Source organism: Kitasatospora sp. NPDC048407 (assembly GCF_043200475.1).
Taxonomy (GTDB): domain Bacteria; phylum Actinomycetota; class Actinomycetes; order Streptomycetales; family Streptomycetaceae; genus Kitasatospora.
On record NZ_JBICXW010000002.1, the window covers coordinates 264,863 to 286,712 of the forward strand.

Below are 21,850 nucleotides of genomic sequence, written 5' to 3' on the forward strand. Positions count from 1 at the left end.
CCAATCGGGCTGCCGCTGTGACCAGTTGACGCAGAATCAGATCCCCTCGCAGCGGCGGCAGTTCAGTCGAGAAAGGTCCGGCTGCCGCCCGCGCCGTCCAGACCGGGCGGGGCCTGCTCCTCGGCGCTGAGGTGCAGGCGGCCCGACAGCCGCACCGCGACGGCGGCACCCAGCACCAGCCGGTCCGACTCGGCGAACGGGACCCGCTCGCCGGGCTCCAGCCTGCGCCCGGAACTCCGGTGCAGCACCGTCCCGTTCCCCGACCCGAGGTCCACCGCGAACGCGCGCGGGCCGTTCGGCGTCTCCTCCAGCGAGAGCATCAGATGCCGCCGGCTCACCCGCCGCACCTCGCGCGGCGGCCGCAGCTCGGAAGCCGTCAGATTGATGCCGTGGCTCAGATCGCCGCGGCCCAACTGCACCGCGCTGCCCACACTGATCGGGAACCGCAGGAACTCCGCACCGCCGGCGGCGTCCGAGAGCACGAACAGCCGCCCGGCCCCGCGCGGCCCCGCCTCCTCCAGCGGACAGCCGCAGCAGGTGCACACCACCTGCCCGCCCCGGTCGATCGACGGCCAGTCCAGCAGCCGGTCCGGCCACAGGAACGCCTTGACGCAGCCCCGCGTCGTGCACCGCCAGTGGCTGCGCAGCACCTGGTCGTGCGCCGGGACGCGGGTGTCGATGTGCTGCCCGTGCTTGAGCTCCTTGTACTCCAGCGCCCGGGAGACCACGTGGTCCGGCTCCGGCCGGATGCCGCTCGGCCCCAGCCGCGCCGTGCCGCCCTGCCACTCCCAGCCGAGGAAGCGCCCGGGGAACTCCTCGATCCAGGGATGCTGCCGCCGCAGGTCCCTGAACCGGTCGTCGCTGATCACGAACCAGCCCCGGTCACGGGCCAGTTCGAGCAGCACCGGGTCGGCGGTCGGCGCGAAGCGCAGCTCGCCGGAACGCTCCAGCCCCCGCAGCGCCTGCCGATCCTCCGCGGACAGGGCCCGCCGCAGCGAGTTGTCGGCGACCAGCACCAGCGGGGCGTGCGCACCGTACTGCCGGTGCCAGGCGTCGCGGACCAGCTCCAGCCGGGCCAGCAACGGAAAATGCCGGCTGAGCGGCGGCAGCCGCCCCGACCAGCACACGTTGGACACATCGACCACAGCTCCGACGCCGGTCGGCATGCGCTGCACCGCCCCCCGCGAACTCCCGTTCCGTACACAGGAGTTCATCAAGCTAGCAGTGCCCGGCCGACAGGGACAAGGCCCAACCGCCGGAACGGTGCGGCTGTGCACCGGCAGTTCCGGAGCTGCCCGGTGCGGCGGAGGAGTACCCCTGTGGCCACCGGTCGTTCGCGCCACCGGGCCGCGTCGTGACCGCGACCGGGCCTGCCGGCGGGCCGGCAGATTCACTGCTGACCAATACCCACGATCGGTGATATCAGCCGACCAATTGTCGTCACCCATTTGGCGGGCTCGCTGTTCGAATAGCGAGGGCTACGCTTTACATTGCTTCGCCGGGGGAAATTTCCTAACGCCTCCACCTGCGGAGCCCGGCACCTGGTCATATTTTCCAGAGGCCTCGCAAATCGAACACAAGAGGGGATGATCGCCATGGCGAACTACCGGAACGGCATGCCGGCCGATACGATCGACGTCACCTGGATCAAGAGCACCGCAAGCGCGCCGACCGGACAGTGTGTGGAACTCGCGGTCGTGGAGACCCGCGACCTCGTGGTCCGGAACTCGCGAGACCCGCAGGGCCCGGCACTGCTGTTCACGCCCGGCGAGTTCGGGGCCTTCGTGCAGGGAGCCAAGCGCGGGGAATTCGACCACCTGATCGAGATTTAGCATTTCTGGGCGAACTTGGTCTGTAAACGCGCGGACCCCGATTGTGGGAAGATGAGACCGACTATTTGTCGGCTCGCTCACACCGTTGGGGTCCGCGTGTCGGATTTTGGCAGTTCTGAGGCAATCGTTCCGATCGGTCGGTCGAGTGCCGATCCGAAGAAGAACCCGATGGTCGCAGCGGTGGTGCTCAGTGCCACGCTGCGCTCGCTGCGGATCGGCCGGGGAATGAAGCAGGGCGACGTTGCCCGCGATACCCGGATGTCCGCTTCGAAGCTGTGCAAGCTGGAGAGTGGAGACCTGCTGCCCCAACGGCAGGACGTGGATCTCCTTGCCGGTGTCTACGGCGTCAGCCCCGGGCAGCGGACGTGGCTCGGGATGCTCACGGATCTGGCCCGCCAGCCTCCGGAGTGGCAGCAGTCGGGCATCACGGTGCCGTTCTTCATGTGTCAGCTGGTGGGGCTGGAACCCGCGGCGGAGCGGCTGTGGACCTACGAGGCCGATCTTGTTCCCGGGCTCTTCCAGACCGAGGCGTACATGAGGGCGGTGATGGCCAGGAGCCAGCCCGCGCTCGGTCCCGACGAGATCGAGGAGCGGATCGAGGTCCGGCGTTACCGCCAGGATCGCCTGTTCTCCGAGGTGCCGGACTGCATCGCCGTCTTCGACGAGAGCATCCTGTGGCGCCGTATCGGCAGCAGGGAGACCATGGTCGAGCAGCTGGAACGCCTGATCAACATCACCTGGATTCCCCAGGTCCAGATCCGCATCGTCCCGCTGGACGGCGAGCATCAAGTCCTCACCAACGTCTGCTCGCTGACGCAACTCGAGTTCGGCCAGGGCTCCACGGGGCTGCCCTCCGTCATCTACCTGGAGACCGACGAACAGAGCAAGTACTTCGTCAAGGGTGAGCGGGCGCGGGGGAACGTGCCGTCGTACGAACGCTACGCGGCCACGCTGCTGAAGCTCATGGCGGACGCCGCCGATCGCCCCAAGAGCCGGAAGATCCTGGAGGAGGCCCGGCAGCGCTTTGCTCGCTGACCGGGCCCCTGCTCAGCGAACCCGCGCGACTCCGCCGAACTCCAACCACTCATGGGTCTGTTGCGGCCGGCGCAGATCGGAGTCGGGGCGCCAGTCGGTGACGTCCACCAGGTAGGGATCGAGAACGGACAGGCCGTCGAAGTACCGGCGGACGTCGTGCTTCTCGCGGACCCGTCCCCAACGGCCGCCCGTGTCGCGGTTCATCAGGCCGGTGACCTCGTCGCGCACCCGCTCGTCGTCGCTGACCAGTTGGCAGATCACCAGGTAGCTGCCGGGGGCGAGGTGCTCCCGCATGCGCCGGATCATCGCCGCGGGGTCTTCGTCGTCCTTCAAGCAGTGGATCACCGAGACGTACAAGGCGGCGACGGGCCGGCCGAAGTCGATGAACCCTCCCCGGGAGGCCTCCTCGACGATGCGGTCCGTGTCGGTCATGTTGGCCTCGATGAACCTCGTCCCGTCGTTCACGTCGAGCGAGGTGCGGCCGTGCGCGATCACGACAGGATCGATGTCTATGTAGGTGACCCGCGCGTCGCGGTGCACATCCTGCGCGACTTGGTGCACGTTCGGCCTGGTCGGCAGCCCCGAGCCGTGGTCGATGAACTGTCTGATCCCGCACTCGCGCGCCAGGAAACGGACGACGCGTTCCAGGAACCATCGATTGTTCAGAGCGAGATCGCGACTGCTGGGCGCTATCGCCAGGAGCTTCTCGCAGGCTTCGCGGTCCGCTTCGAAGTTGAGTTCCCCGCCCAATAGCCAGTCGTACATTCGTGCTGCGCTCGGGCGTGATGTGTCGATGGCAGATGACTGCCCATTCTCACTACCCACGGTGCCCCTTCCGTGGCCGGAGCAACCCGGGGGATTCCCCGAGAGCCGGGGTCTAATCGTAGGCAGGAGCATGGTCCCGCACCATGCCCCCATCCGAGTGGCGGGGACGACTCGATGGCGCAAACCAGCGAGAGCCTGGCGGATTTCCGCAGGTGATTCGCCACCTCGCGCGCCAGGGCGCCCCTTCGGCGGGCCGGCAGACGGCATATGCCATATCGACGCGCAGTGCTATGTGCGGGCAAGCATGCGAAGCGCGAGCCGCCACTCGACCTCCACGGCGCCCTCACCGATCCCCATCAGCCGGGAGACCTCCGGAACGCCGAGTCCCAGCCGGTACCGCAGGAGAACCACGTCGGCGGCGGCCTCCGGAAGGGCCGAGTGCAACCAGCCTTCCCCCCGCCGGCTCGACGCGGCCCGCGCCGACACCGCGCCCCGGAGCAGCGGCCAGCACTCGGCCATCGGCTGGGGGCAGCCCAGCAGGGCCTCCCACCTGGCCTCGATGTACCCGAACGTCCACGCGACGGCCTCGGACCCGAGCCCACCGTCAGCGAGCCGCGCCCGGGCGTACCTCCCGTAGTCCGGCCCGTAGAGCTGAACGAACGCCTCGAAGTCGCACCGCGGCCGGAGGGATCGCGCGCGAGCGCCGGACTCCTGCCGGCACCCCACAGTTCTGGTCGAGGAATGCGACCACATGTCTCCGCCTGCCGCTCGTCAGTTCTCTTCCCGTACGCACGCACGGGACGGCCCTCCCCCGAACCGGAGGACCGCCCCGCAGGTTCAGACCACCCGCACCCACCTGACCTGGAGAACCACCTCCCTGGTGTACCGGAGCAGGCACAGCAGCAGCACCGCCCGGGAGGTGGCGATGGGTTCGCTTCCCAGCGCCACCCAGCTGATGAGAAGAACCGCCAGCACGCCGCTCAAACGCGCGGTGACGCTGATTACCCCGAACGAGGGCAGGGCCCGGTTCGGCGGGAAATTTCTGGTAGCTTTGGCGAAATCGAGAAACGGCAGGAATAGACGCCGCCCTCGGTGAAATGGTTCGAGCATTGCCTGTTCTCGTAAACCTCGACCGATTCGTACGGACCCCGGGCACGATGGGGCGACCGAACCCGGGGCCGTGCCGGCTGACCGGCACAGGCATCAACCTACCGGCGTTTTTTGCGGATCAGCGGGTTGAGGGCCGTTCACTCAATTTCTGATTGTGCCGAGCGAAATCCGACCGGCAGGATCGCCTGATCCGGTCAAGGCTGGTCGGCAATGAAACCCGGTGGTCATTTTGTGGCACTGGCCGCGACAGTCTGGACGGCTTCACCCCCGAAGGGGGCGGCGGTGCCAACGGGATGAGCGTGCAGGCGCCGGTGAGGACGAAGGCGCATCCGGTCAGGGCGAGGAGGACTCCGGTCAGGCGTTGGACGGCGGGTCTCGCCGGTGGGGGGAGCGCCGGGAGCCGTGCTCTGTTCGGCTCGTGGCGGAGGTGGCGGGAGGACTCCATGGCCCGGTAGTCCGCAGCCCACAGGACTCCGAGTCCCACAGCGAGGAGTCCGAGTGCGATGAGGACCACGCCATCGACGAGGTGGGACGAGGTGTCGACCGGTCGGGCGAGAGCGCCGACTGCCCTCGTGCCAACCGCGATTCGCATCGTCGGACACCTCCGAGTCTCGGTGGGGGCACATGGCAGAACGGCCTGGCGGGATTGCCAGGCCGTTGTCGGGAAGCCACCTCGCCCGCCTCGCCCAGCTCACCGGCCTGTCCACCGAGCCGCGCGGCCGGGCCGTCCGGCTGCCGCCCACCTGCTGGTATCGCTTCGCCCGGACACCACCGAGGCGTTCGCCGGCGCCACGAGGCTGTCCCTGCCAGAGGCCGAGGCGCTGGGACTCCGGCAGTACTGCGACGTCTACCCGCCCCTTGCCGACGCCGGGCTTCAGACCGGGCGCGTCCTGCAGAACCCCTGGGCATCCTCCGCCTCAACCAGGTTCTGCCCGACCTGCCCGGCCGATCGAGTCAACCGCCCCCGGTGCCACCGACCGGTCGGATACTCCGAGGCCAGGAACCGATGCCGAGCATCTGTTCCATCCCGGCCTCCACCCGGCGCTGGAGTGCAACTTCCAGAGCCGCCGTCGAGCCGCGCAGCTCCACGTCCCGGCCGTCCGGCTCGAGTCGAAGCACCCTCAGATCGCTCACGCATCCCCCGTCGTACGACCGTATGAGGGGCCAATCAAAGGCAGCGGTTGTGTATTTCGCTTCGGCTCCCGGTGTGCTGGTCCGGGAGGACGGGGCGTGGTGCTGATGAACCAGTCTGCGCCGAGGCCGATTTGGCCGATCGGGGGTCGGTGCGGGGTGGCCCGCGACCGGCCGGGTACTGGCCGTTGTCGGCGGCCCCGGCGGTGACCCCGCCGTCGTCCGCGGCGCACGGGATGCGGCGCGTGCCGCGGGCCTGCTGCCGTTGGTCGTCGCACCCACCGGAGCGCCGCCGGCCGAGAACCTCACCGTGCAGCGGACCTTCGGCGCCGCCCGGTCCATCGAGTTCGACGCGATCCTGGTGGCCCACGCTCCCGAGCCGGGGGCGGACGACCGCGGCGTACGGGACGCCAAGTCCGGTGCGGTCGCGGGCGGGCAGCCGGTGCTCGACTCCCGGGTCGTCCTGCTGGTCAACGAGGCATACCGGCACGCCAAGCCGCTCGCCGGCCTCGCGGACTGCCGTGCCCTGTGGGCCGCGGCGGGAGTGGACCCGCAGGCGCCGGGCGTGTTCGTCGAGACGGACGCCGGACGGGCCGTCACGGCGCTGGCCGAGCAGCTCGCCACGCACCGGGTCTGGGAGCGCTTCCCCGCGGCACTCTGAGCCGTTCTGCTCCCGCCCGCCGCCGGGGCCACCCGCGTGGGCGGGTGGGAGCTCTCGTGCAGCCCGCGCGTGGGGGCGCAATCGCCCTACCGGCACGTACAGCCGGTCACCAGCGGTACCAGCGGGCCCGACCGGATCCGGAAGCGCTGCGGACGACGAACCCGAGCAGCCACAGCACCAGCACGGCCAGCGCGACCCACCACAGGACGTGGACGGCGAAGCCTGCCCCGAACAGCAGAAGGATGATGAGCAGAACGAGCAGCAGCGCCACCATGACAACCACCTTTCTCGTTCCGGCTTGTGCCCGGCCGGGTGCGAATGATGCGTGACCGTGGCGGACGTTGCAGGGGTCCGAGCGGCGCGGCCGGACTTGAAAATCCTGAAGGCCGCATCCAGGCGGAGGAGCGCCTGCGACGCAGAAATCAGGGTTCAGGTCTGAGCGGTGATGGCGGCACACAGGACCGCGATGCCGGGGGCGAGCCAGGCCGTGTAGTCGCCCAGGCGGCCGGAGTGCAGGCGGCGCAGCGACCGGACGATCCGGGTGAGCGGATGTCCAGAAGCGAGCCGGGGCACGCGTCGGTGGACAGTGGCCACGGCGAGCGCGACAGCCAGACCGGCGGACAGCATGCCCAGCAGCACTCCGGTCCAGGTCCAGGCAGCGGCTGGTACGGGTAGGTGCTGCGGGCTGTCGGGCCCGGCGGTCACGACGGCCGAGTAGCGAGCGGGATCGGTGAACAGTGCCGCTCCACGGACGAGCGAGTCGGCGAAGGCGGGCACGCACCCCGCAGCGAATGCGAGAGCGAGCAGGATCGCGGGGACAACGATCATGGTGGGCGGCAGGGCGCGCTGCGCGGTGCGGATCTCGGGTTCCTCGCCCTCGCCGGTGGTCTCCTCCTCGTCGGTCCGGCCGCGCACGGCAGGGCCCACGGCCCAGAAGATCCGCAGCGCGACGCGCAGCACGGCGGCGCCAGTGGCAGCGGAGGCGGCGACGAACACCGCGGGGAGCCAGGGCTGCCAGTGGCCGGCGGCATCCTCACCGAGGGCTTTGCCCAGGCCGGTGCCGAACGGGGGGAGCCCGGCCAGCGCCAGCGCGCCGATGACGAACAGCACGCCCACCAGCCGCTGCTTCCGTGCCTTGCCGTGCAGGCCGTACTCGGAGACCAGGACAGCCAGGCCACGCAGCGCGGCCAGGGGGAGAGCGAGCGTCGCTCGTGCTGCGCCGCGCACGCCGTGAAGATCGGCTGCGGCGGCCGGCCTCACCCGGCGTGCCGCGAACGCCGCACCCACCGAGGCGATGCCGGCCACCAGCAACTCGACCGCAGAGACCGAGCTGATCGACACGACCGTGATGCCGAGCAGCACTACGGACCACGCCGTGATCTCGATCCCCGCGCGCACCAGGCCGTCCTGATTGCTCATGCTGCCCATGGTCGACCGCATGAGGGGCCGTCAGCATGCGGCCGGGGACCGACGTGAGCGGCTGTCACCGCGTGGCGCAGCCCTCCGCAGGCTCGGGCGCTTGTCGCGGTCGGACCCGCAGCGGTGTCGCCGCGTCGGGATCGGTCGACATGAGAACTTATCGACCGAGGGCGTGTTCGAGTTCCTGCTTGTTCATCTTCGAACGGCCGTGGATGTTGCGTTGCTTGGCCTCGTTGTACAGCTGCTCCTTGGTCGGGCCCTGCGAACCGCTGTGGGAACGCAGGCCTCCGCGCCGGGAGGAGGAGATGTCCTTGACCGAACTGCGACTGGCGGTCTTCGACTCGCCGTGCTGGGCACGTTCCTTGTTCACGGTGCGGGCGGCGATCTCCTTGGCACGCTTCTCGCTCTCACCGCGATCCAACGCACTCTCCTTGATGTGCTCGTACTGCCGTTCCCGCTTCTTGCTCGAACCAGCAGGCATGGCCACTCACTCCTGTCGATGTGACTGCGGGACGCACCCGCCCCGCAGCTGTGAAACGAACCCCGCGCAGCGTTCGGGCAGACCCTTCCCCACCCGGCCGGACACCCGCCGCGCTGCGCCGGCGAAGGCGCCAAGGGCATGGACGGCCCGCTGCTGGCGGCATCCTGCACGGGCCCGGTCGTCGAAGCGGCCGTGGGCACCGAAGTCCTGCGCGGAGTCCACCGGGGCGAACAGGTTGTCCGGGTCGCCCGGCCGGCGGGGCTGGTCGGTCTGCTGGGCCTCGAAGCCCGTGCGGGCCAGGTACCGGTCCAGCAGACCCGGCACGACCGCGTTGGCGAGCAGCGTCGCCACCGTGCTGCCGCCGACCCAGTACTCCCTCCGCCCGGGATGCCCGGCCGCGAACAGCACGGCCCGGGCTGCGACTTCGGGCTGGTAGATCGGCGGAACCGGCTGCGCCCGCCTCGGCAGACGCGAGCGGACCCAGTCGAACTGGGGGGTGTTCACCGCCGGCATCTGCACCATGGTGGTGCGCACCCGTGTGCCGGAAGCCAGCAGTTCGCAGCGCAGCGCCTCGTTGAAGCCCTGGATCGCATGTTTGGCACCGCTGTAGGCACTCTGCAGCGGGATGCCGCGGTAGGCGATGGCGAGACCCGACCTGCACGATCACGCCCCGGTCGCGCGGCAGCATCCGGCGCAGCGCCGCCTGGGTGCCGTGCACGTAGCCGAGGTAGGAGACCTCGGTGACGCGTCGGAACTCCTCGGCGGTGATCTCGGCGAAGGGCGCGAAGACGGAGGCGAAGGCGGCGTTCACCCACACGTCGAACGGCCCGAGTTCTTCCTCGATCCGCTGGGCTGCGCCCTCCACCGCGTCCGGGTCGGCGACATCCGCCTCGATGGCGATCACCTTCGGGGCGCCCCGCTGTACGGCCTCGCGTACAGCACCGTCGAGGCCGGCCCGGCCCCGGGCGATCAGCGCGAGACGGTCACCGCGGGCGGCGAACGCCACCGCACAGGCGCGGCCGATGCCGGCGCCGGCCCCGGTGACCACCACGTTCCGGGTGGGATGCTCGTGACCCGTCATGAGGTGCGGCTTTCCGCGATCGGCGACCGTAAACGGGCTGCGGCAGTGCGTGCGAGCCGGGCCGCACAGCCGTAGCGTCGAGAAACGGCAGACCACCCGTAGCCGAAGGAGGCGCCCGATGCCGGCCGCAGCGCTGTTCGACGTGGACGGAACCCTGCTGGACACCAGCTACTGGCACACGGTCGCCTGGACCGAGGCGCTCGCCCAATTCGGGCACACTCCGGCGATGGCACGCATCCATGAGGCGATCGGCATGGGCGGCGACCAACTGCTCGACCATGTCCTCGGCGAGGACCGCGACCGCAGTGAGGACGAAGCAGTCAGCTCCGCACATCAAGCCCTGTTCGCGCGCCTGTGGCCCGGGCTGCGGGCCTTCGACGGCGCGGCCGAACTGCTGCGGGAACTGAAGCGGCGCGGCTGGACGATCGTGCTGGCCTCCTCCGCCTCCGACAGGGACCTGCATGTGATGCGCCGTGTCCTGGATGCCGACGACGTGATCGACGCCGTCACCGGCGCGGACGACGTGGACGCCAGCAAGCCCGCCCCCGACCTGGTCCGCGCCGCCCTCGACAAAGCCGGGGCCGAACCCGACCAGGCACTGTTCGTCGGCGACACTCCCTGGGACGTGCAGGCCGCCGCCCGGGCCCAGGTGCCGTGCATCGCGGTGTTGTCCGGCGGCGTCGGTGAACCGGCCTTGCGCGCAGCCGGCGCCATCGAGGTCCACACCTCGGTGGCCGCACTTCTCAGGCACCTCGACACCAGCGCGCTCGCCGAACCTGACCGCGTCACGGCCGGATCCCGGTAGGGCGCGTCGGTGCGGTGCCACCTCTGAAGAGCGCAAACGGTCCCGGTCGCGACGAGAGGACGTTCTGACCGCGCAGAACGTCCTCTCCGGCGAACGCGGGCAGGTCAGTGCTTCGTCGCGTCCTTGACCTTCTCCTCGGCCTGCTTCAGATCGCTCTTGACCTGCTTGGCCTTGCCTTCGGCCTCCAGCGTCCGGTCACCGGTCACCTTGCCTGCTGCTTCTTTTGCCTTGCCCTCGGCCTTCTCGGCAACGTTTCGGACCTTGTTCTCTCCGCTCATCACGTTCACACCTCTTTCCGCATCGCGGCGGGCCGGTTCCCGCAGCACACGTGCGCATGCCCCCGGAGCAGAGCCCAAACCCACCACGGGTCCCGAACAAGGCCCGGTTCAGCGGTTGAGGGCGGGCAGAACAAGCCCACCGTAGGCGTCGAAGAAGGCCTCCTGGTCCGAGCCGATCTGACCGACGTACACCTCGTCGAACCCGGCCCGCACGTAGCTGCGCACCGTCTCCAGGTGCTCCTCCACCTCGTCCCCGCACGTCACCGCGTCCGCGATCATCTCGCGTGTGACCAGTTCGCCGGCCTGCTCGAAGTGCGCCGGGGTCGGCAGGACCTGGGCGAGTTCGCCGGGCAGAAGCTCGGTCGGCCACAGCCGGTGCACCGCGTCAACGGCCTTGTCCCGGTCGGTGCTCCAGCACACCTTCACGCCGCCCACGACCTTCTTGCCGGCACCGCCGCCCTCACGGAAGGCACCTACCAGGTCCGCGTCCGGGCTCATGGTGACGAGCCCGTCCCCGATCCGCCCCGCCAGCTCGGCCGCCCGCGGACCGAACCCGGACACGAGCACCGGCAGCGGTCGGTCGGGCGCGGTGTACAAGCGGGCGTTGTCGACGCTGTAGTGCGGGCCGCGATGGCTGACCAGCTTGCCGGTGAACAGCTTGCGCATCACCTCCACCGCTTCCTCCAGCATCTCGGCGCGCTCTGCGAAGGAAGGCCACCGGTCGCCGAGGACATGCTCGTTCAGTGCCTCACCAGTGCCGACGCCCAGCGCGAAGCGCCCGCCGAGCATGACGCTCGAAGTGGCGGCCGCCTGCGCGGTCACCGCAGGGTGCAGCCGGACGGTCGGGCAGGTCACCAGCGTGGTGACCGGCAGGCTGACCGCCTGCGAAAGCGCGCCGATCATCGACCAGACGAACGGGCTGTTGCACTGCCGGTCGTTCCACGGATGGAAGTGGTCGGAGATCGCCAGCCGGGTGAACCCGGCCTGCTGTGCCCTCCGGGCCTGGTCGATCAGCTCCGCCGGGGTGAACTCCTCGCACGAGAGGAAATAGCCGTACTCGGTCATCGGATCCCGCTCCTCTGCGGATGCTGTCCTTTCCGGGCAGACGAAGTCACGGAGCCTGCGTATCGGCCGCCGGGGGCTCCGGCTCCTCGTCGTCGTCATCGGTACGGACATCAGGCGGCGTGGGCGCCACGATCTGCCGCTCCTTCGCAGAGCGCTCTCGCACCTGCTCGTCATCGCGGGCGGTGTCTTCTTCCTCGGGGTCGCTCATGGCAATCCTCTCGTCAGGTCCAGGGTCCGCGCGGGGCGAAGGGACCGCAAAACGTGCGCAGGCGGCCCGTCGTCAGCAGGGCCACCCGCCTTCCCGCAGACCGGACCTCGGAATCCGGACTGGCCATACCCGAATCGAGGTTCATACTTGTGGTATGGGCGATGCGCGCGAGCCTCGTACCAGCTGGACGTTTCTGACCCAACACGCCAGGGTCCTGCTGATGGTCTCGCGCGACCCGGCAGTGCGACTGCGTGATCTTGCCAGCGCGTGCGGGGTGACCGAGCGGGCGATTCAGGCCATCGTCACCGATCTGGAGAGCGCGGGGTACCTGACCCGCGCCCGTTACGGGCGGCGCAATCACTACCGCGTCACCCGCCATGCGTACTTCCGTCACCCCGCCGAGGCCGGCTTCGAGATCGCCGACTTCCTGGAGCTGTTCTCCAGGCTCCCGCAGGGCTCCGGTGTTCACGAACACCGCGAGAACCTTCCTTCCGGTGATCATCATGAACGCGATGACGCGTGATCCCGCGTCCCGTACCGCTGTCCGTGCTTCCTGCTGCGGCCCTGAACGCGGCTGCCGCCGCGCGCGGTCGGACTCAGGAGGTGGGACCGGTGGCCTATGACGAGACGGGCCCGACCGGCGAGGTGCTGCCCACGGCCGTGAGAACCGGTTCGGACGAGGATGGTGGCTGCTTCACCAACTCGGTTCCCCTGCGGATCACGCTCACGCAAGTCCCCGGCGTCGCTGTGATTGTGCGGCTCGCCGGCGAGATCGATCCGGACCAGCGCCGCGCACTGGCGGAGGTGCTCGACAGCGCTGTCGCCCGGCATCAGCCACGGCTGGTCGTGGACATCGCCGCGGTGGGCTTCTGCGATTGCACTGTCCTCAACGTGCTGCTCAGCACTTGCTTGGCCTCCCAGGAGGCGGGTGTCGAGCTGGTGGTCACCGGAGCCGACCACCAGGCCCGGCGGCTGTTCGAGATCACCGGCGCCGATCGGGTCTTCACCCTGCGCACCACCGTGAGCAGCGCGTTGGCCGGCGCCCGCGAGAGCAACGGCTGAGCCCGCCATGGTCGTCGTACACCCCGCGGAGAACTCCGGGCCGTTGAAGCAGTGACAGCCGTGCCACCCGTACCGCTGGAGTGGTGCTACCCGCGCCCACTCGCCCGACCGGGGGACGCCGCCCGTTCGGCCGTGCGCTCGACCCGTGCAGCGCCGACGATGGCCAATGATGAGGGCGGCGTACCCATGGGAGGGAAACGGTGACTGAAAGCGACGGGCAGCAGGACTCCGAGGAGGAGGCCGACCGCAAATGGACCGAGATGCTGCAGGAGGTCCGCGTTGCCCAGACGGGCGCACAGATCCTCTTCGGCTTCCTGATCAGCGTGGTCTTCACCCCGCGGTTCACTCAGATCAGCCCGGGTGAACGTGCGCTGTACGACGTCACGGTGGTCCTCGGAGCCATCGCCACCGGCACTCTGATCGCCCCGGTCGCCTTCCACCGCTTCCTCGCCGGACACGGGATGATGCCCGAACTCGTACGCGCCGGCGCCAAGATGATCATCTTGGGTCTCGTTCTGCTCGGTCTCACCGTAGGCGCCGCCCTGGTGCTGCTCCTGCACGTCGCCACCGGGTCGTCGGTCGCCTGGTTGGTCGCCGGTGCGGTGATGCTCTGGTTCGTCGTCTGCTGGCTCGTCCTGCCCCTGCTGGCTCTGCGGCGCGGCCGCCGCGCATCGGGTTCACCGGCCCGCTGACAGTCCCCGAGGGTGGGCGAGGGCCGCGGCGGCTTCGAGCAGAAGCGCGTGGACGAAGGCCTGGGGCAGGTTGCCGCGGAGCCGGCGCTGGGCGACGTCGAACTCCTCCGCGAAGGCCCGGCGGGCCGCACGCGGCGCGGTTGCGTTCGAACCAGCGCACCGCGTCGACCTCGTTGCCCTGCTGGTGCGTGGCCAGTGCCATGGCGAAGCCGCACAGCAGGAACGCGCCCTCGGTGTCCTCGAGAGGCCGGCCGTCGTGGCGGAACCGGTAGACGTAGTGGTCCTGGACGAGCGGTGCGCACGGCGTGCAGGGTGGCGGTGGTGCGGGGGTCGTCGGCGGGCAGGGCGCCGCGGACAGTGTTCGGCGCGCTCGGGCAGGCTCGTGGTGGCCGCTGCGACCGTGCCGCCGGCGGGGCCGGTGAGGCCGGACAGCACCGCGTAGGCGTGCCGGGCGTCGCGCTGTCCGATCGTGTTCGCCAGGTCCGGCGCGGACGCCCGCCAGGTCTGTTCGGTGGCCCGCCACAGCACGTCGGCCGGTGTGGGCGCGGGCAGGCGCCGATCGGAGACCTCCAGGACGAGGTCGTGGTGCCGGCCGCCGGGTTCCAGCCGTACCCCGGTGCGCAGCGCGGCGTCGTCCGTGCCGGCGTCGGGTGTTCCAGCGAGGCGCACGTGCAGGTTGCCGGCCAGGCGCATGTCCACCCGGTCGGCGGCCACGGTTCAGCTCCCTCCGCTGCCGGGCAGAAACTCCTGCACCTTGGATTTGACGCCCTGGCGCACCACCGACGCGCTGTCGCTGTCGCCCTTCAGGACCGACAGGGCAGCCGCCTTGATCTGGTCCCAGGTGGCGTGGGGCGGGATCGGGGGCACCGCCGGGTCGGTGCGGAAATCGATGACGAACGGCCGGTCCGCCGCCAGGGCCCTGCTCCAGGCCGGCCCCACGTCCTCCGGCCGCTCGACCCGGACTCCGTCCAGACCGAACGTCCGGGCGATGTCGGCGTACGGCACGTCCGGCAGGCTCTGCGACGGTTCGAACTGCGGCGCGCCCTGCATCGCGCGCATCTCCCAGGTGACCTGGTTCAGGTCGCGGTTGTTCAGCACCGCCACCACCAGACGCGGGTCCGACCACTCCCGGTAGTACTTGGCGGCGGTGATCAGCTCGGCCAGGCCGTTCATCTGCATCGCCCCGTCGCCGACGATCGCGATCGCCGGCCTCCTCGGGTGGGCGAACTTCGCGCCGATCACGTACGGCACCCCCGGCCCCATGGTGGCCAGCGTGCCCGACAGGGAACCACGCATGCCGTCGCGGAAGCGCAGGTGGCGGGCGTACCAGTTCGCCGCCGACCCGGAGTCCGCTGCCACGATCGCGTCGTCGGGCAGCAGCGCGTCGAGCGAGTGGACGACGTACTCGGGGTTGACCGGGTCGGCGCTCACTTCGGCGCGGCGCTGCATGACCTCCCACCAGCGCGCGGCGTTGTCCTCCACCGTCTTGCGCCAGGCACCGTCCGGCTTGCTCTCCAGCAGGGGGACGAGCCGGCGCAGCGCCTCGGCGGCGTCGCCGACCAGGTTGACCTCGAACGGGTAGCGCAGCCCGACCATGGATGGGTCGAGGTCGATCTGCACCGCCCGCGCCTGCTCGAAGTCGGGCAGGAACTGGCTGTACGGGAAGCTGGAGCCCACCACCAGGAGGGTGTCGCAGTCGCGCATCATCTCGTAGGACGCGCGGGTGCCGAGCAGGCCGATCGACCCGGTCACGTAGGGGAGCGTGTCGGGCAGCGCATCCTTGCCCAGCAGGGCCTTCGCCACACCCGCACCGAGCAGGTCCGCGACCTGCTCGACCTCGGGCCGGGCGTGCCGAGCGCCCTGGCCGACCAGCATCGCGACCCTCTCCCCGGCGTTGAGGATCTCCGCCGCCTTGGCGAGTTCCGCGTCGGTCGGGATCGGTGCGTAGTGCGGCACGCCGAGGCTGGAGGGGACCTGCTTGAACGCGTGCGCCGGCGGCTCGTAGTCGAGTTCCTGCACGTCGGCGGGGATGATCAGCGCGGTGACGGTGCGCCGCGTCGCGGCGATGCGCATCGCCCGGTCCAGCACGTTCGGCAGCTGCGCCGGGACGGTGACCACCTCGCAGAACTCCGAGGCCACGTCCTTGTACAGCGAGGCCAGGTCGACCTCCTGCTGGTAGGAGCCGCCCATCGCGCTGCGGTCGGTCTGCCCGACGATCGCCACCACCGGGACGTGGTCGAGCTTCGCGTCGTACAGCCCGTTCAGCAGGTGGATCGCGCCCGGTCCGGAGGTGGCGGCGCAGACTCCCGTCCGGCCGGAGAACTTCGCGTACCCGACGGCCTCGAAGGCGGCCATCTCCTCGTGCCGGGCCTGAACGAATCGGGGCCGGTCCTCGGCGCGGCCCCACGCGGCGAGCAGCCCGTTGATGCCGTCGCCCGGGTAGGCGAAGACGTACTCCACCTGCCAGTCGCGCAGCCGTTCGAGAACGTAGTCGGAAACCTTCATCACCAGCTCCTCCACAGCGCGGTCGCGGCCCTCAGGACCTGGCCGGCCCCAGCCACGCGGTTAACCGTCCGGGCCCGACGCAAAACCCCACCGGCCCGGAAGCCGGACGGAGTCGCCAGGACGTCAGTGCCCCGGTTCCGGGAACCGCGGCCGCAGCGGGCACTCCGCCCAGACCGACTTGCCGAACGGCCGCACGTCCGTGCCCCATCTGGTGGAAAGCCGCTCGACGACGAGCAGGCCGTGCCCGCCCGGTCGGTCCGGACTCGCCGGACGCCGCTCCGGCATCGCTGTGGTGCCGTCGGTGACCTCGACCCGCACCTGATCCGTGCCGAGGCCAAGGGCGACCTCGTGAGGGCCTGCCGTGTGCAGGCGAGCGTTGGCGACGAGCTCACTGACCACCAGCACGACGTCCTCGCGCGCCAGAGCGCGGACGCCCCACCCGCGAAGAACCACCTCGGCGAACGCACGGGCCACGCTCACCGGGTGCTGCTCACCGGACAGGTCGATACACCAGTGCTGCTCGGCAGGACAGTCGTGCAGTGCCGGCCGCGCCATCGGTGTCACCCCCAGAAGCCGGCGGGCCACGTTGACGTTCCAGCGTGTGCCCGTTGGCCGCGAAATCCACACAACCGGCGCCAATCGAAAGCCGTCGGGTGAGCTGCGGTTGGACCGACCGTCCGGGGGCAGGCGCGAAGACAGCCGCCGCAGGAAGAGGAAGTGTGATGAGTGCCGTCCAGCAGCGACCAGCTCCCGGACGAACGGGTCGCCTGGCGCACCGTGGGAGGCGAATCCACTCAGCGTGGCGTGGTGACATTCGCGCGCCTCGACGACAGTCGCACCCGTGTCCGCCTGGCAATGGAGTTCGAGCCCGAGGGCATGGCCGAACGAGCCGGCGACGCTCTGGGCATGGTCGACCGGAGGGTCAAGGGCGACCTCGGGCGCTTCAAGGAGTTCATCGAGCACTGCGGCGACGCCAGCGGGGCCTGGCGCGGGCGGATCACCCCCAGCTGACCTCCGGCCGTGTCGCGCACCCCGAACCGGGGCATCCACGACGTAGCAGGCCAACCCGAGGGGTTGATTCCAGATGGCTATGCAGCCGCGTTCGCCGGGTAGGGACCGGCCTCGCACCGACGCGGGCCGGGTGGCGTACTGCGAGGATCTGCCGGTCGTCGACAACCCGCGGTCCGCCAGCACGGCCGAAGCACGGGAACTCACGAACTCCCTGATCATCCGGCTGCGGGAATGCGAAGAGGGCACCGCCGAGTACTCCTACATCCGCGGCACCGTGATCGAGCTGAACCTGTCGCTGGTCAAATACGCCGCCCGCCGCTACCGGAACAGCCACGTGCCGATGGACGACATCGTCCAGACCGGCACCATCGGTCTGATCAAGGCCATCGACCGCTTCGACACCACCCGAGGGGTGGCGTTCACCACCTTCGCGCTGCCGACGATCACCGGGGAAATGAGGCGGCTGTTCCGCGACACCACCTGGGCCCTGCACGTGCCGCGCCGCGCGCAGGAACTCCGCCTCGCGGTGGCGGCCGGCCGAGACGATCTCGAGCAGGCGCTCGGCCGGGCTCCCACTGACGCAGAGCTGGCCGAGCACCTCGACGTGAGCGAGGACGAGGTTCGTGCGGGCGCCGCGGCAGCCGACGCGCGAACCGCCGACTCCCTGGACGCGCCCACCGACGGTGGCGACCCGGACAGCAGCCTTCAGGCCCGGCTGGGCCGCTGCGACCCGCGGCTGGCAGCCGTCGAGGACATCGAGGCCCTGCGGCCGCTGATCGCCCTCCTACCGCAGCGTGAACGCCGGATCCTGGCGCTGCGCTTCACCGGTGAACTCACTCAGGCGGAAATCGGCCGCTGCCTCGGCATCTCACAGATGCAGGTTTCACGCCTGCTCGCGCGCACCCTCCAGAGCCTGCGCACCGGCCTGGGCGAGGAGACTCCCTGACAGGCGTCACCGCGAACCTCAGGTGATCATCGATGTCGCCGGGCTGGACCTCACCGGCTACCCGGCCGGCGACTGGCTGCGCTCCCATCGCCAAATCGACCCGCACATATGCGAGCACCGCCGCATCAGCGCACAGCTCACCCACGCCGACACCCCCGAAACCGTCGGCCGACTGCTGACCGCCCTGGCCGAACTGACCACGATCGCCGACACCTTGCGCCCCGTCGCGCAGGCCGACGTGCCCGACCCCACTGACCTGCGGCTGGAACAGGCATTGCTGCCCCACGAGGCGTTCTTCGGCCCCACCGAGCACATCCCCACCGCAACGGCCGCGGGCCGGATCGCGGCACCGTGGGGGCCGGTCCGGCTACGTGCTCGCGGCGGCCAATCTCTGCCCACGCACCGATCGGGCCTGCCCGCCGCCCGCCGCTCACCGCCCGCCGCCCGCCGCTCGCCGGTCGGACGCGGGGCAGTACCCGGTGCCGCCGGGCGAGTGCGCCCGTTCCGCATACCGAGCTGACCGCGCCCTGGCGCGGCGGCGCTCACCGGTCGACGCCACCCATCACCGGGTCGATGCTCGCCACCGCGACGATGACGTCCGCGAGCATGCCGCCCTCGCACATCGCTGCCATCGTCTGGAGGTTGGTGAAGCTCGGGTCGCGGAAGTGCACCCGGTACGGCTGCGTGCCGCCGTCGGAGACGACGTGCACGCCCAGCTCGCCCCTGGCGGACTCGATCGCCGCGTAGGCCTGGCCGACCGGGACCGGGAAGCCCTCGGTCACCAGCTTGAAGTGGTGGATCAGCGCCTCCATGGATTCGCCCATGATCTTCCGGATGTGGTCGAGCGAGTTGCCCAACCCGTCCGTTCCGAGCGCCAGTTGGGCGGGCCAGGCGATCTTTTTGTCACCCACCATGACCGGGCCGGGGGACAGCCGGTCAAGGCACTGCTCGACGATCCGCAGCGACTGGCGCATCTCCTCCAGCCGGATCAGGAACCGGCCGTAGGCGTCCGCGGTGTCCGCCGTCGCGACCTCGAACTCGTAGTTCTCGTACCCGCAGTAGGGGTCGGTCTTGCGCAGGTCGTGCGGCAGCCCGGTGGCCCGCAGGATCGGCCCGGTGGCACCGAGCGCCATGCAGCCGGCCAGGTTCAGGTGGCCGACGTCGACCAGCCGCGCTTTGAAGGCCGGGTTCCTGGTCGCCAGTTTGTCGTACTCGTGCATCCGCGAGCGCAGCAGCTTCACGCCCTCGCGGATCAGGTCCGGCGCACCCGGGGGCAGGTCCTGCACCACGCCGCCCGGCCGGACGTAGCCATGGTTCATGCGCAGGCCCGTGACCAGCTCGAAGATGTCGAGAATGACCTCGCGGTCCCGGAAACCGTAGACCATCAGCGTGGTGGACCCGATCTCCATCCCGCCGGCGGCCAGCGCCACCAGGTGCGAGGAGATCCGGTTGAGTTCCATCATCAGCACCCGGATGACGTCGGCCCGCTCCGGGATCTGTTCGGTGATGCCGAGCAGCTTCTCCACCGCCAGGCAGTAGGCGGTCTCGTTGAACAGTGGCATCAGGTAGTCCATCCGGGTCACGAAGGTCGTGCCCTGGACCCAGTTGCGGAACTCCATGTTCTTCTCGATGCCGGTGTGCAGGTAGCCGATACCGCAGCGGGCCTGTTTCACCGTCTCGCCGTCGATCTCCAGGACCAGGCGCAGCACGCCGTGCGTGGACGGGTGCTGAGGCCCCATGTTGACGATGATCCGCTCGTCGTCGGCCTGCGCGACGGCGTCGACCACCTCGCCCCAGTCGCTGCCGGTGACGGTGTAGACGCGGCCCTCGGTGGTGTCCCGCGCTCCTGACGACTCGTGCTCGATGCCGCTCATCAGCCGTATGACCTCCTGACCCCCGCTCGGGTCGCCGATCGCCTGATGTGTTCGTCTCACGGAGCGTGATCGGGCACGACAGGACCGCGGCCGTCCGGGCGGGCCGACCCCCGGGCTCCCCGCACGGGCGCGGCTCGGCGGCTCGGGCTCCTCAAATCCAGGATCGCGTACATCTGCCATGAGCACCCGGCCGGACCGGTGCGTCACAACATCCAGCCACGGCCGGGCAGACCGGGCGTCTCGTGATCGGCACGCACCGCGCCGAAGGCCCGGCGCACGACGGACCCACGGACCCTCCCGGGCGACAGCCGCCATGCCGCCCGGCTGTGAACTCCTTGGGCGGGCCGCGGCCTGCCGCGGAGGGGGCGCCCGATCTACCGTGAAGGTATGGACAGCACCCAGGTGGCCCCGGGCGTCGGCGCTGGCGGTGACCGGCGGTTCTGGCCGGCGGCCGGGCGGGACTGATTTCTGCCCTGCGGTGTCCACCGCGGACATGGTCGGCCGGAAGGAGCGAGTCGATGGGTACACCTCCGAACGATCCGGTGCCGCCGAACCCGACACCGGCGCCAGGCCCCGGTGGGCCCGAGCCCGGGCCCGTGCCCGGACCGGTGCCCGCACCGGGCGGCCCCGACCCGGTACCACCGGCTCCTCCGCAGCCCGGGCCCGATCCGCAGCCAGCCCCTGCGCCCGCGCCGGAACCGGGCCCTCACCCCGGCCCGTTGCCGGGACCTGTACCGGCACCCGAGCCGAGGGCTGGACCAGCCAGGTGACGCCGACGTCCGAACACAGCGAGCGGGAACGGATCAGGAGAATGGCGCTCAAGGTGGCACTGGCCGGTGACACGATGCTCGGGCGTGGCGTCGCCGAGGAACTGCGGCGCTCGCCGACGCCGCAGACGCTGTTCGCCGCCGAGGTGCGGGAAGCACTCGCGGAGGCCGATCTCGTGGTGCTCAACCTGGAGTGCTGCGTCTCCGACCGAGGGCACCGCTGGCCGGACCCGTGCAAGCCGTTTTTCTTCCGGGCGCCTCCCTCAGCGGCGAGGGTGCTCGCCGAGCTGGGAGTGGACTGCGTGTCCCTGGCCAACAACCATGCCCTGGACTACGGCTTCGACGCCCTTGCCGATACCCGTGTCCTGCTGGAGGGCGCCGGTGTCCGTACGGTGGGAGCGGGCCGGGACGTCCGGGCGGCCCGGCAGTTCGCGGTGCTGGAGACGGGCGGGGTGCGGCTGGCGGTGGTTGCCGCCACCGACCATCCGGAGGACTACGCGGCCGACGACCAGCGCCCCGGGGTGGCCTGGGCCGACCTCCATGCGGGCGTACCCGACTGGCTCCGGGCGCTGGTGGCCCGGGCCGCGCGGGAGGCCGACATCGTGCTGGTCACCGCGCACTGGGGCCCCAACATGACTTCCCGACCGCCGCGGCACGTGCTTGCGGCGGCACCCCAGCTGCTGGCGGCCGGCGCGACATTGGTGGCAGGGCACTCCGCCCACGTCTTCCACGGTGTAGCCGACCGGATCATCTACGACATGGGCGACTTCGTCGACGACTACGCCGTCCACCCGGCGCTGCGCAACGACCTGGGGCTGCTGTTCCTGGTCACCTTTGACGGACCCGAGCCCGCACGCCTGACCCCCGTCCGGCTGGACGCACTGCCCCTGTTCCTCGACAACTGCCACACCCGCCTCGCCCACGGCGACGAGTGGGAGTGGATCCGCGGCCGGTTCACCACCGCCTCCGCCGAGCTCGGCACCCACGTGGGCCGACGGGCCGAACGGCTGACGGTCGACTGGAGATGAGTGACGGGGAGGTCAGGCTGGTCGAGGAGAGCCCACACCGCTTCCGTATCGAGCAGTGGGACCGGACGCGAGTACGAGTCGGCCGTCACCGGAG

At 70.4% G+C, this 21,850-nt stretch carries 23 protein-coding genes and 2 pseudogenes; 11 read left to right on the forward strand and 14 right to left on the reverse strand.

Going from position 1 to position 21,850, the window contains the following annotated elements:
- Nucleotides 1-62: 62 nt before the first annotated feature.
- Nucleotides 63-1,166 (reverse strand): FHA domain-containing protein, encoded by a 1,104-nt coding sequence (locus tag ACGFWJ_RS06525; protein ID WP_392945894.1) that lies wholly within the window; start codon nt 1,164-1,166, stop codon nt 63-65.
- 429 nt (nt 1,167-1,595) lie between these two features.
- Between ACGFWJ_RS06525 and ACGFWJ_RS06530 the strand changes: the two genes are divergently transcribed.
- Together ACGFWJ_RS06530 and ACGFWJ_RS06535 are read left to right on the forward strand one after the other, a co-directional pair.
- The gene (locus ACGFWJ_RS06530; protein WP_392945896.1) at nt 1,596-1,832 is read left to right on the forward strand and encodes a DUF397 domain-containing protein; all 237 of its coding nucleotides are present in this window, start codon (nt 1,596-1,598) and stop codon (nt 1,830-1,832) included.
- A gap of 168 nt (nt 1,833-2,000) precedes the next feature.
- Nucleotides 2,001-2,867 carry a helix-turn-helix domain-containing protein gene (locus ACGFWJ_RS06535; RefSeq protein WP_392945898.1) on the forward strand — a complete coding sequence of 289 codons (867 nt, stop codon included), beginning with the start codon at nt 2,001-2,003 and terminating at the stop codon, nt 2,865-2,867.
- A 12-nt stretch (nt 2,868-2,879) separates the two neighbouring features.
- On the opposite strand, the gene ACGFWJ_RS06540 is transcribed toward ACGFWJ_RS06535, so the two are convergent.
- Complete coding sequence (locus tag ACGFWJ_RS06540) at nt 2,880-3,692, reverse strand: SAM-dependent methyltransferase (protein ID WP_392945900.1); 813 nt, start codon at nt 3,690-3,692, stop codon at nt 2,880-2,882.
- A gap of 228 nt (nt 3,693-3,920) precedes the next feature.
- Nucleotides 3,921-4,076, reverse strand: a complete 156-nt coding sequence (locus ACGFWJ_RS06545) for a sigma factor-like helix-turn-helix DNA-binding protein (protein WP_392945902.1) — start codon at nt 4,074-4,076, stop codon at nt 3,921-3,923.
- Nucleotides 4,077-6,054: 1,978 nt separating this feature from the next.
- Here ACGFWJ_RS06545 and ACGFWJ_RS06550 point away from each other — a divergent pair.
- The gene (locus ACGFWJ_RS06550; RefSeq protein WP_392946500.1) at nt 6,055-6,534 is read left to right on the forward strand and encodes a hypothetical protein; all 480 of its coding nucleotides are present in this window, start codon (nt 6,055-6,057) and stop codon (nt 6,532-6,534) included.
- A 106-nt stretch (nt 6,535-6,640) separates the two neighbouring features.
- On the opposite strand, the gene ACGFWJ_RS06555 is transcribed toward ACGFWJ_RS06550, so the two are convergent.
- From ACGFWJ_RS06555 to ACGFWJ_RS06570, 4 genes and pseudogenes are all read right to left on the reverse strand, one after another.
- The gene (locus tag ACGFWJ_RS06555) at nt 6,641-6,808 is read right to left on the reverse strand and encodes a hydrophobic protein (RefSeq protein ID WP_392945903.1); all 168 of its coding nucleotides are present in this window, start codon (nt 6,806-6,808) and stop codon (nt 6,641-6,643) included.
- Between the two features lie 155 nt (nt 6,809-6,963).
- On the reverse strand, nt 6,964-7,953 hold the full coding sequence (locus ACGFWJ_RS06560; RefSeq protein WP_392945905.1) for a hypothetical protein: 990 nt from the start codon (nt 7,951-7,953) through the stop codon (nt 6,964-6,966).
- Between the two features lie 157 nt (nt 7,954-8,110).
- Entirely contained in the window at nt 8,111-8,434 is a 324-nt protein-coding gene (locus ACGFWJ_RS06565; RefSeq protein WP_392945907.1) for a plasmid stabilization protein, read from the reverse strand.
- A gap of 6 nt (nt 8,435-8,440) precedes the next feature.
- A pseudogene (locus ACGFWJ_RS06570) lies at nt 8,441-9,515 on the reverse strand (SDR family oxidoreductase).
- A 118-nt stretch (nt 9,516-9,633) separates the two neighbouring features.
- Between ACGFWJ_RS06570 and ACGFWJ_RS06575 the strand changes: the two are divergent.
- Entirely contained in the window at nt 9,634-10,320 is a 687-nt protein-coding gene (locus ACGFWJ_RS06575; RefSeq protein WP_392945909.1) for an HAD family hydrolase, read from the forward strand.
- Between the two features lie 104 nt (nt 10,321-10,424).
- On the opposite strand, the gene ACGFWJ_RS06580 is transcribed toward ACGFWJ_RS06575, so the two are convergent.
- The 3 genes from ACGFWJ_RS06580 to ACGFWJ_RS06590 form a co-directional block, all read right to left on the reverse strand.
- A complete protein-coding gene (locus ACGFWJ_RS06580; protein WP_392945911.1) occupies nt 10,425-10,598 on the reverse strand; it encodes a CsbD family protein in 174 nt (57 codons plus the stop codon).
- A 108-nt stretch (nt 10,599-10,706) separates the two neighbouring features.
- Nucleotides 10,707-11,663, reverse strand: a complete 957-nt coding sequence (locus ACGFWJ_RS06585; RefSeq protein ID WP_392945913.1) for a TIGR03557 family F420-dependent LLM class oxidoreductase — start codon at nt 11,661-11,663, stop codon at nt 10,707-10,709.
- A 46-nt stretch (nt 11,664-11,709) separates the two neighbouring features.
- Nucleotides 11,710-11,871, reverse strand: coding sequence for a hypothetical protein (locus tag ACGFWJ_RS06590; RefSeq protein WP_392945915.1), 162 nt, complete (start codon nt 11,869-11,871; stop codon nt 11,710-11,712).
- A 154-nt stretch (nt 11,872-12,025) separates the two neighbouring features.
- Between ACGFWJ_RS06590 and ACGFWJ_RS06595 the strand changes: the two genes are divergently transcribed.
- From ACGFWJ_RS06595 to ACGFWJ_RS06605, 3 genes are all read left to right on the forward strand, one after another.
- Complete coding sequence (locus ACGFWJ_RS06595) at nt 12,026-12,394, forward strand: helix-turn-helix transcriptional regulator (protein ID WP_392945917.1); 369 nt, start codon at nt 12,026-12,028, stop codon at nt 12,392-12,394.
- A gap of 89 nt (nt 12,395-12,483) precedes the next feature.
- Entirely contained in the window at nt 12,484-12,933 is a 450-nt protein-coding gene (locus ACGFWJ_RS06600; RefSeq protein WP_392945919.1) for an STAS domain-containing protein, read from the forward strand.
- Between the two features lie 200 nt (nt 12,934-13,133).
- Entirely contained in the window at nt 13,134-13,625 is a 492-nt protein-coding gene (locus tag ACGFWJ_RS06605) for a DUF6328 family protein (protein ID WP_392945921.1), read from the forward strand.
- Here the strand turns inward: ACGFWJ_RS06605 and ACGFWJ_RS06610 are convergent.
- The 3 genes from ACGFWJ_RS06610 to ACGFWJ_RS06620 form a co-directional block, all read right to left on the reverse strand.
- Nucleotides 13,611-14,339: a hypothetical protein gene (locus ACGFWJ_RS06610; protein WP_392945923.1), complete on the reverse strand. Its 729-nt coding sequence runs from the start codon at nt 14,337-14,339 to the stop codon at nt 13,611-13,613. The genes ACGFWJ_RS06605 and ACGFWJ_RS06610 overlap by 15 nt on opposite strands.
- Before the next feature lie 3 nt (nt 14,340-14,342).
- The gene (locus ACGFWJ_RS06615) at nt 14,343-16,130 is read right to left on the reverse strand and encodes a thiamine pyrophosphate-requiring protein (RefSeq protein WP_392945925.1); all 1,788 of its coding nucleotides are present in this window, start codon (nt 16,128-16,130) and stop codon (nt 14,343-14,345) included.
- Between the two features lie 123 nt (nt 16,131-16,253).
- Entirely contained in the window at nt 16,254-16,685 is a 432-nt protein-coding gene (locus ACGFWJ_RS06620) for an ATP-binding protein (protein ID WP_392946502.1), read from the reverse strand.
- Between the two features lie 186 nt (nt 16,686-16,871).
- On the opposite strand from ACGFWJ_RS06620, the pseudogene ACGFWJ_RS06625 reads away from it, so the two are divergent.
- From ACGFWJ_RS06625 to ACGFWJ_RS06635, 3 genes and pseudogenes are all read left to right on the forward strand, one after another.
- Nucleotides 16,872-17,141: pseudogene (locus ACGFWJ_RS06625) on the forward strand (cyclase); the annotation flags it as partial.
- A 73-nt stretch (nt 17,142-17,214) separates the two neighbouring features.
- The gene (locus ACGFWJ_RS06630) at nt 17,215-18,087 is read left to right on the forward strand and encodes a SigB/SigF/SigG family RNA polymerase sigma factor (protein ID WP_392945927.1); all 873 of its coding nucleotides are present in this window, start codon (nt 17,215-17,217) and stop codon (nt 18,085-18,087) included.
- A 22-nt stretch (nt 18,088-18,109) separates the two neighbouring features.
- A complete protein-coding gene (locus tag ACGFWJ_RS06635; RefSeq protein ID WP_392945929.1) occupies nt 18,110-18,607 on the forward strand; it encodes a hypothetical protein in 498 nt (165 codons plus the stop codon).
- Nucleotides 18,608-18,629: 22 nt separating this feature from the next.
- On the opposite strand, the gene ACGFWJ_RS06640 is transcribed toward ACGFWJ_RS06635, so the two are convergent.
- Complete coding sequence (locus ACGFWJ_RS06640; protein WP_392945931.1) at nt 18,630-19,961, reverse strand: NADH-quinone oxidoreductase subunit D; 1,332 nt, start codon at nt 19,959-19,961, stop codon at nt 18,630-18,632.
- Between the two features lie 811 nt (nt 19,962-20,772).
- On the opposite strand from ACGFWJ_RS06640, the gene ACGFWJ_RS06645 reads away from it, so the two are divergent.
- Complete coding sequence (locus ACGFWJ_RS06645) at nt 20,773-21,756, forward strand: CapA family protein (RefSeq protein WP_392945933.1); 984 nt, start codon at nt 20,773-20,775, stop codon at nt 21,754-21,756.
- Nucleotides 21,757-21,850: the final 94 nt, after the last annotated feature.